Source organism: Mesorhizobium sp. f-mel (assembly GCF_053850215.1).
In genome coordinates this window covers 12078-26644 of sequence record NZ_JBSPTO010000010.1, presented here as the reverse complement: position 1 = coordinate 26644, position 14567 = coordinate 12078, and the positions used below count along the sequence as shown (strand labels likewise).

Sequence of the window (14567 nt, the reverse complement as noted above, 5' to 3'; positions counted from 1 at the left end):
CCAGGTCACACTTGTTGCATAATCGCCACAATGCGTTGCATACATCCGACGCAATCACTGGCTCTAGACGGCGACATGGCTCCACAGGCACCGACACCGAGCGAAGCGCTTTTCAGCGAACCTGGCACACGGGACGGGCGCCGGCTGCTTGCGCTGCCCGGCGTGGTGGCAATTGCCGGTGCGCTGGTTACGGCGGCGATCTCCTTCGCCATCCTCGTCGGCGCCACGCCGATCACGCCGGACGAGAGGACAACGCTGGCGCTTATCGCCCTCAATGCGGCGTTCATCCTGTTTCTGATCGCGCTGGTCGGCCGCGAAGTGCATCGTATCGTGATGGCGCGCCGGCGCGGCAAGGCGGCGTCGCGGCTGCATGTACGGATCGTGGCGATGTTCGCGCTGGTCGCCGCGATTCCCGCCATCATGGTGGCCATTATCGCCTCGATCACACTCGATATCGGTCTTGATCGCTGGTTCGAGATCCGTACCAAGACGATCGTCAATTCGTCGCTGTCGATCGCCGATGCCTATGTGCAGGAGAACGCGCGCAATCTCCAGGGAACGACCCTGTCGATGGCTTACGATCTCGACGCCTCCCGTACGCTCTACGGCCTCGATCGAACCGGCTTCCTCGATCTCATGAACAAGGAAGCCGTCGGACGCTCGCTGGCCCATGCCGCACTGGTCAGGCCCGACGGTTCGTTCGTCATGAGCGCCAAGACCGACGCCGATTTTGCCATGCCGGAGCCGCCGGAAGGCGCCATGAGCAGTGCCGCCGACGGCAGGCCGGTGCTGATCGAGCCGAAGACGCGCAACATCATGGGCGCCATCGTCAAACTGCGCGAGATCGAAGGGCTCTATCTCTACACCATTCGGCTCGTCGATCCCGAGGTGATCAAGGCGCGGCAGATTGTCAGATCCAACACCGACGAATATCGCGGTCTGGAAGACAATCGCCGCACTTCGCAGGTGGCGTTCGCACTTCCCTACCTGTCGCTGACGCTGATCATCATTCTGTCCGCCATCTGGACCGGAATCGCCGTGGCAGACCGCCTGGTGCGGCCGATCCGCCAGCTCATCGGCGCGGCCGACGAGGTCGCGACCGGCAATCTCGACGTTGCCGTGCCGGTTCGGCCCTCCGACGGCGACGTCGCCTCGCTCGGCGACACCTTCAACAAGATGCTGCTGGAACTGAAATCGCAGCGTAACGAGATACTGTCGGCCAAGGATTTGATCGACGAGCGGCGGCGTTTTTCGGAAGCCGTGCTTGCCGGTGTCACCGCCGGCGTCATCGGCGTCGATCCATATGGCATCGTCACCATCGTCAACCGGTCCGCCGAAACGATGCTGGCCATATCCGCTACCGCCGCACTCGGGCAAAACCTCTCCGCCGTGCTGCCGCATGTCGGCCGCGTCTTCGAGATCGGCCGCAAGTCGGGCAAGCCTGTCCACCGCGAGCAGGTGACCTTCTATCGCGCCGGTACGGAGCGGACCTTCAACGTGCAGATCACGGTCGAGGCCGGCGACGACGGTTCGGAGGAGAAATCCTATGTCGTAACGGTCGATGACATCACCGATCTGGTCCAGGCGCAACGTTCCTCGGCCTGGGCGGATGTGGCGCGGCGCATCGCCCACGAGATCAAGAACCCGCTGACACCGATCCAGCTTTCCGCCGAGCGCATCAAGCGCCGCTACGGCAAGGTCATCACCGAAGACCGCGAGGTTTTCGATCAGTGCACCGATACGATCATCAGGCAAGTAGAGGACATCGGCCGGATGGTCGACGAGTTCTCCGCTTTCGCACGCATGCCCGAGCCCGAAATGAAGGCCCTCGATTTGCGCGAATCGTTGCGTGAAGCCTCGTTCCTCGTCGAAGTGAGCCGATCCGATATCACCTTCGAGCGCGTGTTCGGCAACGAACCGCTCAAAGGCACTTTCGACAGCCGCCTGATGGCGCAGGCTTTTGGCAATGTTATCAAGAACGCGGCCGAGGCGATTGACGGACTTGATCAAAAGGACCGCTCGCACGGCATAATCCGGATTCAAGCCGGGCGCCAGAATGGTGCGATTCGCATCGATGTCATCGACAACGGCAAGGGCTTGCCGCGCGAGAATCGCCAGCGATTGCTCGAGCCTTACATGACGACACGCGAGAAAGGCACGGGGCTCGGCCTCGCTATCGTCAAGAAGATAGTGGAGGACCATGGCGGCCGGCTCGAACTGCATGACGCGCCGGCGGATTTCCACGACGGGCGAGGCGCGATGATCAGCATCATTCTGCCGCTCGCCGCCACCGTGCCGTCGCGCGGCGAAGGCAAGACGGAAAACGAAAGAGAAACTGAAAAGGTCGGTAATGGCGTCTGACATTCTCATCGTCGATGACGAGGAAGACATCCGTGAACTCGTCGCCGGTATCCTAAGCGACGAAGGTCACGAAACCCGCACGGCATTCGATGCCGACAGCGCCCTGGCGGCGGTAGCCGACCGGGCGCCGAGGCTGATTTTCCTTGATATCTGGCTGCAAGGCTCACGTCTGGACGGACTGGCGTTGCTGGACGAGATCAAGACGATGCATCCGAGCTTGCCTGTGGTGATGATCTCGGGCCACGGCAACATCGAGACGGCGGTCTCGGCCATCCGCCGCGGCGCCTATGACTTTATCGAGAAACCGTTCAAGGCCGACAGGCTGATTCTCATCGCCGAACGTGCGATTGAAACCTCGAAACTCAGACGCGAGGTTTCTGATCTCAAGCTGCGCAGCGGCGAAACCTTCGACCTGATCGGCATGTCGTCGGCGATGAGCCAGTTGCGCCAGACCATCGAGCGCGTTGCGCCGACCAACAGCCGCGTCATGATCATCGGCCCGTCCGGGTCGGGCAAGGAACTCGCGGCTCGCGCCATCCACACGCTGTCGGCGCGCAAGAGCGCACCATTTGTCACGCTGAGCGCTGCCAACATCACGCCCGAACGCATGGAGGTCGAGCTGTTCGGTACCGAATCCAACGGTGTCGAACGCAAGATCGGCGCGCTTGAGGAAGCCCATCGCGGCATTCTCTACATCGACGAAGTGGCCGACATGCCGCGCGAAACGCAAAACAAGATTCTGCGCGTGCTGGTCGAACAGCAGTTCGAGCGGGTAGGAGGCACCAAACGGGTCAAGGTCGATGTCCGAATCATTTCGTCGACCTCGCAGAACCTGGAGGCGATGATCGCCGACGGTCGTTTCCGGGAGGATCTCTATCACCGTCTGGCGGTGGTTCCGGTCATGGTGCCGGGATTGGCCGAGCGGCGGGAGGACATCCCCTATCTTGTCGACAATTTCATGAAACAGATCGCCCGCCAGGCCGGTATCCGGCCGCGGCGCATCGGCGACGACGCGCTGGCGGTGCTGCAGGCGCACAACTGGCCAGGCAACGTCCGCCAGTTGCGCAACAACGTCGAGCGACTGATGATCCTGGCGCGCGGCGACGATATCGATGCACCGATCACCGCCGATCTTTTGCCTGCCGAGATCGGCGATGTCATGCCGCGCACGCCAAACCAATCCGATCAGCACATCATGGCGCTGCCGTTGCGTGAAGCGCGCGAACAATTCGAGAAGGACTATCTGATCGCCCAGATCAATCGTTTTGGCGGCAACATCTCGAAAACGGCCGAGTTCATCGGCATGGAACGCTCGGCGCTTCACCGCAAGCTGAAGTCGCTGGGCGTCTGATTTCCATCATGGCCTACGCAATTATCGGTTACGGCACCGGCGGAATCGCATAAGAAAGCGCTGCAGCGCCGCGGGTCTTTTGGGACGCTCAAAGGACGCTGTAGCATTTTGATTTTTGCGCATGACCCCGAAAATCGATTCCGATTTTCGGGGTCATGCGCTGACTTCTCCAGGGTGACCCCATGCCGCGCATTGCCTATGTGAACGGGCGCTATGTCGCTCACGCCGACGCCTTCGTGCATGTCGAGGACCGTGGTTATCAGTTCGCCGATGGCGTCTACGAGGTCTGCGAGGTAGCGCGCGGCTTCATCGTTGATATGCCTCGCCATCTCGGACGGCTAAACCGCTCGCTGACCGAATTGTCGATCGACTGGCCGGTCACGCGGGGCGTGTTGCCGATTATTATGCGTGAGGTGGTTCGCCGCAACCATGTCACCGATGGCCTGGTCTATCTTCAGGTGACGCGTGGCGTCGCCAGCCGTGACTTTATTTTCCCGGCGGCGGGCACGAAGCCGTCGCTGGTGGTGACCGCCAGGAAAGCCGACCCCGCTGCTGCCGCGAAGAGAGCCGAAAGCGGAATCAAGGTTATCACCGTGCCGGAGAATCGTTGGGATCGGGTCGATATCAAGTCGGTCGGCCTGCTGCCAAATGTGCTCGCCAAGCAGAAGGCCAAGGAAGCCGGCGCCCAGGAAGCCTGGTTCGTCGATGCCGACGGCACCGTCAAGGAAGGTGGATCGTCGAACGCCTGGATCATCACCAGGGATGGTGTGCTGGTAACGCGTCCGGCCGAGCACGGCATCCTGCGCGGCATCACCCGCACCACGCTGTTCGAAGTGGCCGCCAAGCTCGGCCTGAAGATCGAGGAGCGCGGCTTTTCGGTCGCCGAGGCCAAGGCTGCGCGCGAGGTTTTCATCAGCTCCGCGACCACCATCGCCATGCCGATCGTGGCGATCGACGGCGCTCCCGTCGCCAATGGCCATCCGGGCTCGATAACACTTTCCTTGCGGCAAGCCTTTTTTGACGTTGCGGAAAAAAGTCCAGCCTGATAACCGCACAGGTGGAATGAACATCAATATATCTCGTTCTGCTTGTCGTTATTGACGGCAAGATGGTGTTTGCGCGCTTGACACGTGCCGGGTAATTTGGCGCATTGAGGTGCAAACCGAAGGGGATCGGCGAAAGACAAGAACAATGGCGGAACGATCGCAAAATCTTCAGGACCTGTTCCTGAATTCAGTTCGCAAAAGCAAAAACCCACTCACCATCTTTCTCATCAACGGCGTGAAGCTGACCGGTGTGGTTACTTCGTTCGACAATTTCTGTGTTCTGCTGCGTCGAGACGGCCATTCCCAGCTCGTCTACAAGCACGCCATTTCCACGATCATGCCGAGCCAGCCGGTTCAGATGTTCGATGGCGAGGAAAGCCAGGGCGTCTGATTGGCACGTAAGAAAGACGCGGACCGCAGCGTTCGCGAAAAACCAGCATATCAGCCGGGGACGGAAGCCGAAGGCCCGACCCGGGCCGTGGTCATCGTGCCGGTGCTTACCCGCCAGCCGCGCGGCGACGAAGACATCAATCGTCCGCGCCTGATGCGTTCCGCCGAGGCCCGCCACGACGAAGCGGTTGGTCTTGCCCAAGCCATTGACCTCGACCCGATCCATACCGCGGTGGTGACCGTCAATGATCCGCGGCCTGCAACCTTGCTCGGCAGCGGCAAGGTCGCGGAGTTCGCCGAGATCGTCAAAGAGGGCCGTGCCGAACTGGTTATTGTCGACCATCCGTTGACGCCGGTGCAGCAACGCAATCTGGAAAAAGAATTGAACGCCAAGGTGCTGGATCGCACCGGGCTGATCCTGGAGATTTTCGGCGAGCGCGCGCGCACCAAGGAAGGTACGCTGCAGGTCGATCTTGCGCACCTCAACTATCAGAAGGGCCGGCTCGTGCGAAGCTGGACCCACCTCGAGCGCCAGCGCGGCGGCGCCGGTTTCCTTGGCGGGCCTGGCGAAACGCAGATCGAATCGGACCGCCGTGTCCTGCAGGACAAGATCAACAAGCTGAAGCACGAGCTGGAAACAGTGCGGCGGACCCGCGATCTGCACCGCGCCAAGCGCAAGAAGGTGCCGTTCCCGGTTGTGGCGATCGTCGGCTATACCAACGCCGGCAAGTCGACGCTGTTCAACAGGCTGACCGGAGCAGAGGTGCTGGCCGAGGACATGCTGTTTGCCACGCTCGACCCGACGTTGCGTCGGGTGCGACTGCCGCACGGCACGCCGGTCATCCTTTCGGACACCGTCGGTTTCATTTCGGACCTGCCGACGCATCTGATCGCGGCCTTTCGGGCAACGCTGGAAGAGGTGGTCGAGGCCGATCTCGTCATCCATCTGCGCGATATTTCGGACCCCGATACGGCCGCCCAGGCCGAGGATGTCGAGCGCATCCTCGCCGATCTCGGCGTCGATGCCGGCGACAGCAAGCGCGTCATCGAAGTGTGGAACAAGATCGACCGGCTCGATGAAGGCAACCGGGCGCGATTGCTCGCCGACGGCATCGACGGCAACAAGGCGCCGCCGATTGCCATATCGGCCGCCACCGGCGAGGGCATCGATGTGCTGAAGGCGATCATGGAGACAAGAGTTTCAGGCGAACTGGAAACGCTGACCGTCACGCTCAAGCCTGACCAGCTTGGGTTCGTCGACTGGCTCTACCGCAATGGCGACGTCGTCTCGCGCACCGACAATGACGATGGCGGTATAACCGTGTCGCTCAAAGCGACGCGAAGCGCACACGAAGAGATAGAAACCAGATTGCATCGTAAAAACAACGGATAATTTCTATTACTTCGCGCTTTTGGCTTGCTGCCAAAGCGCCTCCATCTCGTCGAGCGTCGCCCTTTCCAGCGTGTTTCCGGACGCTTCCAGCGCTTGCTCGACATAGCGGAACCGCGACCGGAATTTCTCGTTGGTGCCGCTGAGTGCCGCTTCGGAATCAACCTTGAGATGACGCCCGAGATTGACGACGGCAAACAGCATGTCGCCGAACTCGTCCTTGATCGAAGCTGTATCGCCCTTGGCAAGGGCCTGGCGCAACTCGCCGATCTCTTCCTCGATCTTGTCGAGGATCGGCGTGGCCTCGCTCCAGTCGAAGCCGACGCGGGCCGCTTTTTCCTGCAGCTTGAGCGCCCGGGTCAAAGCGGGCAGGGCGACCGGTACGCTGTCCAGAAAACCGTTGCCATGATCCTCAGGATCGTGCCCGCGGGCGAGGCGGGCGTTTCGCTTTTCCGCTTTTTCCTCGGTCTTGATCTTCTCCCACATGCCCTTGGCCATGCCGGCGCTGCGCGCCTTCTCGTCGCCGAAGACATGCGGATGGCGGCGGATCATTTTTGTGGTAATGGCCTGGACCACATCGCCAAAGGCGAATTCACCGGCCTCCTCGGCCATCTGCGCATGGTAGACGACCTGCAGCAGGAGGTCGCCGAGCTCGTCGCGCAGATCGTCCAGGTCGCCGCGCGCGATCGCGTCCGCCACCTCGTAGGCTTCCTCGATCGTGTAGGGCGCGATGGTCGAGAAATCCTGCTCCATATCCCACGGGCAGCCGGTTTCCGGCGCACGCAGCGCCGCCATAATCTCGATCAGCCGGGAGATGTCTTTCGAAGGTTTCATCTGTCGACGCTATCGTGCAGCGGTCACTCAGCCAATGCTGTGGGCAAGGGCGCATTGTCCACAGTTGCCAGCGACGGTCGGCTCAATCGAGCACTGAGACGATCGCCTTGGCGAGCGCGTCCATGCCGTCCTCCGGCAGGCCGGCGACGTTGATGCGGCTGTCGCCGACCATATAGACACCGTGCTCGGCACGCAGCCGCTCGACCTGCGCTTCGGACAGGCCAAGCCGGGAAAACATGCCGCGATGGCTGGCGACGAAATCGAAGCGATCGGAATTGGACTGCCGCCGCAGCGCTTCGGCGAACTGCACCCGAAGCCGCAGCATGCGCAGGCGCATCTCCTCTAGCTCCGCTTCCCAGTCGGCGCGCAGTGTGGCGTCTTCAAGCACGATGCGCACCGCGGCCGCGCCGTGGTCCGGCGGCATCGAGTACATAGCGCGCGCCGCCGACAGCATCTGGCTCATTGCGACATCCGCCTGCGCGCTGTCTTTAGCCAGGATCATGGCCGCGCCGACACGGTCACGATACACGGCGAAATTCTTGGAGCAGCTCGAGGCAACCACCATTTCCGGAACTTTTTCAGCCAGCAGGCGCAAGCCGGTGGCGTCCGCGTCCAGGCCCTCGCCAAAGCCCTGATAGGCAATGTCGACAAAAGGCAGCAGGCCACGCTCGATGACCAGGTCGGCTATTTCGGCCCACTGCGCGGTGTCCAGATTGGCGCCTGTCGGGTTGTGGCAGCAACCATGCAGCAGCACCACGTCGCCGCTCTTGGCGGTCGCCAGCGCGCTCATCATGTCCGCGAAGCGAACAGCACCTGATGCAGCGTCGAAGTAGGGATATTCGCGTATCTGCAAGGCGGCGGCGCGCATCACCGGCAGGTGGTTCGGCCATGTCGGGTCCGACAGCCAGATCGTCGCGTCGGATCGCGTCCTCTTGAGCAGTTCGGCCGCCAGCCGCAGCGCGCCGGAGCCGCCGGGTGCCTGCGCCGCGCGGACGCGCGAAAAGTCGGCCGCAGGGCCAAAGACCAGCCTCGCCGTCGCTGTGTTGAAGCCGGTATCGCCTGGAAGGCCGAGATAGGTCTTGGTGTCCCGGCTCTGCAGCAGTCGCTTTTCGGCTTCGCGCACGGCGCGCATCACCGGCGTCTTGCCATCGCGATCCTTGTAGACGCCGACGCCGAGGTCGACCTTGCCGGGGCGGGGATCGGCGCGATAGAGGCCGATCAAGGCAAGGATCTTGTCGGCTGGGGCAGGCTGGAGGTCTTCGAACATCGGCGCGGTTCCGTTGGCGGCGGAGTGATACGCAAATCGGCTGTGCTACGCCAGCGGTTTCATTTGCACTAGGCTGAAAACCCCCAAACCAGGAGACAGGACGCACAAATCCATAGCATGCCTTGAGGAAAGGCTCGCACGCGGCGAAAGCTTGACGGCACGGCTCGTCGACGCCGTTCTATGACGCCAGCTTGAGGGCAGCAGACGGCAAGGCGGCGACAGGTTGCTGCTTCTTGCCGCCCCAACCGATCCGCGGCAGCCATTCGAGGTAATAGGCAAAGCCGAACTGCAGCGCGATGCCTGTCGAGATCAGGATCGCGTCGTAGAGGAGTCCGCCCGGGCTGACGACCTTCATGACCTGCGCGATCATGGCGAGGATTGTTCCGGCGATGAAGACCGGCAGCGAATGCTTGCCAAGAACCGCGAGCGGGTGGCCGGGGCCCGTCTTCGCCAGGTTGGAAAGCGCCGGGATCGCCACGATCAGGTAGGCGATCGCCAGAATGTGCATGAGCCGCGACAGCGACAGGAATGTCTTGTCGAAGCCGGTCAGCACCGTAGGCAGGCCGGAGGCCGTTTCGATGCCCCACAGCGGCAGCCGCACCCAAATCAGCGCGCCGACCAGATACCCGACGGCCGCGCTCGCCATCATCCAGTTGAAGCGGATTTCGCCGCCGCGCTTGACGTGCAGCATGCCGGCGATCCCGATAACGAACAGAAACTGCCAGGAGAGCGGGTTCAGGAACCAGAAGCCGTCACCGGGAAAATTCGAAGGTGCGATCTGGAAAATGCCGACGATGAGCCAGAGAAGCGCGGACGCAGCAAGCATCAGGCGCAGGCTGAAAGTAGTGCCGATCCACAGGAAAAGCGGCATCATCAGAAGTACGACGGCATACATGGAAAGAATGTTGTTATAGCCGATCTGATGACCGAGCGCGGCGATGCCGAGCAGCGCTTCCGGCGTGTCCTCGATGATCATCTGAATGTTGATCAGCTTCAAAAGATCGGGCCGCGAGAAATGCAGTGCAGCCGCCGAGAAGATCGCCAGCGTCGCCACCGTGGTCGTGACGTGGGTGACATAGAGGACACCGGCGCGCCGCCAAGCCTTCAGGGTAACGAGCAACCGGTTTCCCGGCCGGAACTTCAGTCCGTAGGCGAGCCCAACGGCAATCCCCGAAATCAGCACGAAGGCTTCGGCCGAATCGGAAAAGCCGAAATTCTTGTGCGTGACATACTCGAAGATCGTCCCCGGCACGTGATTGGTGAAGATCGTCAGTAGCGCTAGCGCGCGGAAGACATCGATGCGGGTATCCCGCTGGGTTGGCACATTGCTTGTCATGTTGGGTCGGTAATTCGTTGAACAAGGCAGGCCCAAGGGCCGTTGGCGAAGGAAGATTCGGCGGTGAATGTTCCTGCCTTTAACTGGCAAGTGCCCGAGAAAGATGACAACTTCCCGGTTTTCCGCGTCACAAATTAATTCAGGTATAAACATCGAAATCCCCGGTGGGGCTAAAACCGCGCGGCGAATTGTGGCGGCTGAGGGGAGGGCTGCTCGTTCGCGGACAAAGAAGCCGTACGCGCGATGGTGGCGTTGTACCGTTGATGCCAGACCTTTCCGGATCGCAAAAAAACTCAAAGAGCGGGATTAAAAACCTGCCATGCTCCGTAAACGGGACATGAGAGGGTCGATGCCACGCTTCGATATCATAGGACAGCTTGGTTCCCTGAGGCGCTACGCGCGTTCGCTGACGCGCGACAGCGCAGAAGCAGAGGATCTGGTGCATGACGCGCTGGTGCGTGCCTATGAGCGGCGCGGCACCTTCCGCTCCGGCGGGAACCTGCGCGCATGGCTGCTGTCGATCGTTCACAATGCTTTCATTGACGGTTTGCGGTCCCGCAAGTCCGAAGCGGCGCGCGTCGAGCAGGCCGGATATCTTATCGACGCCAGCGTGCAGGCTCCCCAGGAGCATTCCGTCCGGCTGGCACAGGTGCGCGAAGCTTTTTTCAAATTACCGGATGAGCAGCGTTCGGCGCTGCATCTCGTCGCCATCGAGGGACTTACCTACAGCCAGGCGGCCGAGGCCAGCGGCGTACCGCTGGGAACGCTGATGTCGCGCATCGGCAGGGCGCGCGCGGCGCTCCGCGAGATGGAGGACAAATTGCCGGCACGTGCGAAAAGCCACCTCAAGATCGTGGGAGGCCCGTGATGTCCATGATGAGCGAACTGCGCGACCCGGTGACCGATGCCGACCTCGACGCCTATGTCGACGATCAGCTGGACGTTGCCCGCCGCATCGAGGTCGAGGCGTTTCTTTCCGCCCGTCCGGAGGCGGCCGCTCGCGTAATGTCCGATCTCAGGACGCGCGACGAACTGCGGGTGGCGCTTGCCGGATCCAAGGGCATGGCGCGGCCGGCAACGGCCGACGCAGCACGGCGGCTGGAGCGGGGGTTGGCCCGGGGTCGGGCCTTACGCACGTTGCAGCGGGCTTCGGCGGTCGCAGTGTTGGTGGCCGCGGGCTGGTTTGCGAACGGGATCGTCGGGCCGATATCGGTGACGAAAGTCGTCGCCTCGACCCAGCCCCCTGTCTATGTGGAGGAGGCGATCCGGGCACACAGGACGACGATCATGCGCGAGGCCATGTCATCCCAGCCCGAAGCGCCGGATTACGATGCGGACGAAATCCGCGCCGCCACGGCGATCGTCATGCCGTCGCTGCCGAAGGACTGGAAAGTCCGTGACGTGCAGATCTATCCATCGCAGTTCGGCCCGAGCGTCGAGATGGCTGTCGAAACAAGGGACCTGGGACTGGTCTCGCTGTTCGCGATCAGGCCCGGAACGTTCGACGTAGTCCAGCCGACCGTCGCCCCCTCGGGCGAAATTTCCTCGGCCTATTTCCAGATCGGCGAAGTTGCTTACGCAGTCGTCGCCCGACGCGGTGTCCGCGATCTCGATCGCACCGCAGGGACGCTCGCCAACACGCTTTACTGACCTCACAAAGGAGAACCCGCATGAATACCCCCAATCTAGGATACCGCACCGGCGTCGGAGCCCAAACCGGCGCCGTCTATGACGAAGGCCTGCGCCAGCACATGCTGCGCGTCTACAACTACATGGGAGTTGGCCTCGTCGTTACCGGCGTGATCGCCTTCGTGGTGGCTTCCACGCCAGCCCTCTACGTGCCGATCTTTTCCAGCCCGTTGAAGTGGGTGGTGATGCTGGCACCGCTCGCCTTTGTGCTGCTGTTCTCGTTCCGGATCCAGACGATGTCCGCGGCCGGCGCTCAGGCGATGTTCTGGGCATTCTGTGCGGTCATGGGCCTGTCGCTGGCGTCCGTGTTCCTGGTGTTCACCGGGACCAGCATCGCGCGCACTTTCTTCATCGCCGCCACCATGTTCGGCGCGACCAGCCTTTACGGCTATACGACCAAACGCGACCTGACCCAGTTCTCGTCGTTCCTGATCATGGGCCTGATCGGCGTGGTGATTGCCAGCATCGTCAATATCTTCCTCGGCTCGACCGCACTCCAGTTCGCCATCTCGGTGATCGGCATCGCCGTCTTCATCGGTCTCACCGCCTGGGATACCCAGACGATCAAGGAGCAGTTTGCGGAAAACTTCGGTGCGGAATCGCAGCAGAAGCTCGCCGTCTTCGGTGCATTCTCACTCTATCTGAACTTCATCAACATCTTCCAGCTGCTGCTGAACTTCACTGGCGAGCGCGAATAGGCCCCTCAATCAACTGCATGTCGCGGCAGCGGTTTTGGAGCCGCGACATGCATAAAACAGGGACTTAGAGCGCGTCGCGAGAATCTCTTGGACGCGGCGCGCCCGGATAACCGGAGTTGCTTCCCCATGGACAGGAACGACCAGCAGGCGATCGGCAATCTTTTCGAGAAACTTGCAAATGTCGAGCGACAGACGCCGCCGCGCGATGCCGAAGCGGAACGCTTCATCAACGATCAGATTGCCCGGCAGCCCGGCGCGCCATACTACATGGCGCAGACCATCGTCGTGCAAGAGCAGGCCCTGAACGCGGCACAGTCCCGCATCGAGGAACTGGAACAACAGGCACAGCAGTCTGCCGGCGGCGGATTGCTTGGCGGGCTCTTCGGCGGCGGCGCCAGGCGCTCGGGTTCGGTCCCGCGGGTCGGGCGCACCGCTGCCGCTGTGCCGCAGGAGCCGCTTTCGGGCAATGATCGGCAGAGGGCAGGCGGCGGGTTCCTCGCAGGAGCCGCTCAGACTGCGATGGGCGTGGCTGGGGGTGTGCTTCTCGGCAACGCCATCGCAGGCATGTTTGGCGGAAGCGAAGCGCAGGCAACCGAGCCGGCGGCGTCACAGCCAGACGAAGCCGCTGCCGACCCGGCAGGCGACGCCGGCTCCGATGGCGGCGGCGACTTTGGCGATATCGAATTTTGACACGAATGGAAAGCGCGGAGGGCGGTCTGACCAGGAAATCGGCCTTCGCGGGCAAGGGACAGTCACATCCCCTGCGACCAGAAATGTCGCATCAGGCGATGACGAGCCTTCCTGTCACTGACCGGATCGCCCGAGAAGCCGGGTTCAAATCTGCCGGACGATGGTGCCGATCACATTGACGAGAAGGCGCGCGGCGGTCAGGGCCGATAGGCCGTCAGTGTCGGCCGGAGGATAGAGCTCGACAAGGTCGAATCCTGCGATCCTGGCCCGCCTGCCGAGGCCCGCGATCAGGTCAATCACCTGCGTGTAGGTGAGGCCGCCGGGCGTACGCGCCGCCACGCCCGGCATGATGCTGGGATCGAGGCCGTCGCAGTCGAGGGTGACGACGATCCGCGCTCCTTCTGGAATATGCCGGAGAGCGGCTTCGACGCCCTGGGCGTGAACCTCGCGGGCGGTCACGAAGCGGCTGCCAAAGCGCCGCGCCGCTTCGATTTCGGTGAGGCGCGCGTTGCCGACGCCACGCAGGCCGACCTGCACGATGCCAGCGACATGCGGCATCTCGCTCGCCCGGCGCATCGGGTTCGAATAGCCGTAGCGTTCGCCATTCAACTCGTCGCGCCAGTCGATATGGGCGTCGATCTGCAGGATCCAGACCGGCCCGTGATCCGCAAAGCCGGCGATGAAGGGAATGGGCACGGAATCGTCGCCGCCAAGCAGGATCGGCACGGCCGGCAATGCCAGGACCTCGCGCGTCTTCGCCTCGATCCGGGCCCGGTTGCCGGCATTGTCATGCATGGTGGTCGGGATATCGCCGGCGTCGATGCAACAGATCGGCTTGCCGTCAAACAGCGGGCCGCCGAATCCCAGTGCTCGACGAGCGCGGCATCGTCCTGGCTTGCAGCGCGGATGGCTTGGGCGGCCAGGGCATAGCCGCTGCTGTCCTTGCCCGGATAGGTGCTGCCGTGACCGGTTCCGAAGATCACTGCACGAGGCATCCGGCCATCGGCGAGGCGATCGGGAAAGCCGAGAAAGGGAGGCGAGGCGGTCATTTTTGATGGCCTGGATGATGGCTGAAATTTCGGTGTTGAGGGCGCGCAGGATGGGATCGTTTGCGGGATGGACGAAATCCTATGCTAAGCCGTAAGCTGATTCAGTGTGGGCAGTGTGCTTCGGCGCCGCTTACGGCGGGAAGTGATACTTGTCCGAACCGTTTTCATGGATGTCTTGGAGCAACGTAACCGTAGCGCCGACGGGATAGAGGGGAAGGGTTGGTCCGGGAATCACAATCGTCCGAGAGCCGTTCAATTGAACGAAATATCGTGCGCCACCTTCACCCGAAACGACAGAGATTACGGTTCCCGAAACTTCTGTTGTCCGGACAATTGCGCTTGAATTGCGCCCCATCCAAAAGGCGAGGGAGAAGGCGCAGGCAACGGCCAGGACGCCAAGAATGGCTCTGTTCAGCAAGCTCATTTGAATCCCGCCGGATCGATCCTAACATTGACATAGGTGATG

At 62.1% G+C, this 14567-nt stretch carries 13 protein-coding genes and 1 pseudogene; 9 read left to right on the top strand and 5 right to left on the bottom strand.

Annotation, left to right across the window (positions count from 1 at the left end; genetic code table 11):
• The first annotated feature begins 75 nt into the window (after nucleotides 1-75).
• The 5 genes from ACWUKX_RS14785 (at nucleotide 76) to hflX (ending at nucleotide 6541) form a co-directional block, all read left to right on the top strand.
• Entirely contained in the window at nucleotides 76-2361 is a 2286-nt protein-coding gene (locus tag ACWUKX_RS14785) for an ATP-binding protein (RefSeq protein WP_456007627.1), read from the top strand.
• A complete protein-coding gene (gene ntrX / locus ACWUKX_RS14780; protein WP_456007625.1) occupies nucleotides 2351-3712 on the top strand; it encodes a nitrogen assimilation response regulator NtrX in 1362 nt (453 codons plus the stop codon). Before ACWUKX_RS14785 ends, ntrX begins: the two co-directional genes overlap by 11 nt.
• 182 nt (nucleotides 3713-3894) lie before the next feature.
• Nucleotides 3895-4758, top strand: a complete 864-nt coding sequence (locus tag ACWUKX_RS14775) for a D-amino-acid transaminase (RefSeq protein WP_065008747.1) — start codon at nucleotides 3895-3897, stop codon at nucleotides 4756-4758.
• Nucleotides 4759-4903: 145 nt separating this feature from the next.
• Complete coding sequence (hfq, locus tag ACWUKX_RS14770) at nucleotides 4904-5149, top strand: RNA chaperone Hfq (protein WP_128260111.1); 246 nt, start codon at nucleotides 4904-4906, stop codon at nucleotides 5147-5149.
• On the top strand, nucleotides 5150-6541 hold the full coding sequence (hflX, locus tag ACWUKX_RS14765; protein WP_456007623.1) for a GTPase HflX: 1392 nt from the start codon (nucleotides 5150-5152) through the stop codon (nucleotides 6539-6541). It abuts the gene before it with no gap.
• A 6-nt stretch (nucleotides 6542-6547) separates the two neighbouring features.
• Here the strand turns inward: hflX and mazG are convergent, their stop codons facing one another.
• The 3 genes from mazG to ACWUKX_RS14750 form a co-directional block, all read right to left on the bottom strand.
• Entirely contained in the window at nucleotides 6548-7372 is an 825-nt protein-coding gene (mazG, locus tag ACWUKX_RS14760) for a nucleoside triphosphate pyrophosphohydrolase (protein ID WP_456007621.1), read from the bottom strand.
• An 82-nt stretch (nucleotides 7373-7454) separates the two neighbouring features.
• Nucleotides 7455-8639, bottom strand: coding sequence for an amino acid aminotransferase (locus tag ACWUKX_RS14755; RefSeq protein WP_456007619.1), 1185 nt, complete (start codon nucleotides 8637-8639; stop codon nucleotides 7455-7457).
• Nucleotides 8640-8817: 178 nt separating this feature from the next.
• Complete coding sequence (locus tag ACWUKX_RS14750) at nucleotides 8818-9975, bottom strand: OpgC family protein (RefSeq protein ID WP_456007617.1); 1158 nt, start codon at nucleotides 9973-9975, stop codon at nucleotides 8818-8820.
• A gap of 319 nt (nucleotides 9976-10294) precedes the next feature.
• Between ACWUKX_RS14750 and ACWUKX_RS14745 the strand changes: the two genes are divergently transcribed.
• The 4 genes from ACWUKX_RS14745 to ACWUKX_RS14730 all read left to right on the top strand — a co-directional run bounded on the left by ACWUKX_RS14745 (nucleotide 10295) and on the right by ACWUKX_RS14730 (nucleotide 13052).
• Nucleotides 10295-10843: a sigma-70 family RNA polymerase sigma factor gene (locus tag ACWUKX_RS14745; protein ID WP_051695153.1), complete on the top strand. Its 549-nt coding sequence runs from the start codon at nucleotides 10295-10297 to the stop codon at nucleotides 10841-10843.
• An 8-nt stretch (nucleotides 10844-10851) separates the two neighbouring features.
• Nucleotides 10852-11625, top strand: coding sequence for an anti-sigma factor family protein (locus ACWUKX_RS14740; protein WP_456007810.1), 774 nt, complete (start codon nucleotides 10852-10854; stop codon nucleotides 11623-11625).
• Nucleotides 11626-11645: 20 nt separating this feature from the next.
• Complete coding sequence (locus tag ACWUKX_RS14735; RefSeq protein ID WP_029352369.1) at nucleotides 11646-12362, top strand: Bax inhibitor-1/YccA family protein; 717 nt, start codon at nucleotides 11646-11648, stop codon at nucleotides 12360-12362.
• 126 nt (nucleotides 12363-12488) lie between these two features.
• Nucleotides 12489-13052 (top strand): DUF2076 domain-containing protein, encoded by a 564-nt coding sequence (locus ACWUKX_RS14730; RefSeq protein ID WP_456007615.1) that lies wholly within the window; start codon nucleotides 12489-12491, stop codon nucleotides 13050-13052.
• A 144-nt stretch (nucleotides 13053-13196) separates the two neighbouring features.
• On the opposite strand, the pseudogene ACWUKX_RS14725 reads toward ACWUKX_RS14730, so the two are convergent.
• Together ACWUKX_RS14725 and ACWUKX_RS14720 are read right to left on the bottom strand one after the other, a co-directional pair.
• Nucleotides 13197-14101: pseudogene (locus ACWUKX_RS14725) on the bottom strand (agmatinase).
• A 130-nt stretch (nucleotides 14102-14231) separates the two neighbouring features.
• Nucleotides 14232-14525 (bottom strand): hypothetical protein, encoded by a 294-nt coding sequence (locus tag ACWUKX_RS14720; RefSeq protein WP_456007613.1) that lies wholly within the window; start codon nucleotides 14523-14525, stop codon nucleotides 14232-14234.
• Between the last annotated feature and the right edge of the window lie 42 nt (nucleotides 14526-14567).

Bases quoted from the DNA above. Each gene is read 5' to 3' on its own strand.
- ACWUKX_RS14785 (WP_456007627.1), top strand. From the start codon at position 76: ATGGCTCCACAGGCACCGACACCGAGCGAAGCGCTTTTCAGCGAACCT.
- ntrX (WP_456007625.1), top strand. From the start codon at position 2,351: ATGGCGTCTGACATTCTCATCGTCGATGACGAGGAAGACATCCGTGAA.
- ACWUKX_RS14775 (WP_065008747.1), top strand. From the start codon at position 3,895: ATGCCGCGCATTGCCTATGTGAACGGGCGCTATGTCGCTCACGCCGAC.
- hfq (WP_128260111.1), top strand. From the start codon at position 4,904: ATGGCGGAACGATCGCAAAATCTTCAGGACCTGTTCCTGAATTCAGTT.
- mazG (WP_456007621.1), bottom strand. From the start codon at position 7,372: ATGAAACCTTCGAAAGACATCTCCCGGCTGATCGAGATTATGGCGGCG.
- ACWUKX_RS14755 (WP_456007619.1), bottom strand. From the start codon at position 8,639: ATGTTCGAAGACCTCCAGCCTGCCCCAGCCGACAAGATCCTTGCCTTG.
- ACWUKX_RS14750 (WP_456007617.1), bottom strand. From the start codon at position 9,975: ATGACAAGCAATGTGCCAACCCAGCGGGATACCCGCATCGATGTCTTC.
- ACWUKX_RS14745 (WP_051695153.1), top strand. From the start codon at position 10,295: ATGCTCCGTAAACGGGACATGAGAGGGTCGATGCCACGCTTCGATATC.
- ACWUKX_RS14740 (WP_456007810.1), top strand. From the start codon at position 10,852: ATGAGCGAACTGCGCGACCCGGTGACCGATGCCGACCTCGACGCCTAT.
- ACWUKX_RS14735 (WP_029352369.1), top strand. From the start codon at position 11,646: ATGAATACCCCCAATCTAGGATACCGCACCGGCGTCGGAGCCCAAACC.
- ACWUKX_RS14730 (WP_456007615.1), top strand. From the start codon at position 12,489: ATGGACAGGAACGACCAGCAGGCGATCGGCAATCTTTTCGAGAAACTT.
- ACWUKX_RS14720 (WP_456007613.1), bottom strand. From the start codon at position 14,525: ATGAGCTTGCTGAACAGAGCCATTCTTGGCGTCCTGGCCGTTGCCTGC.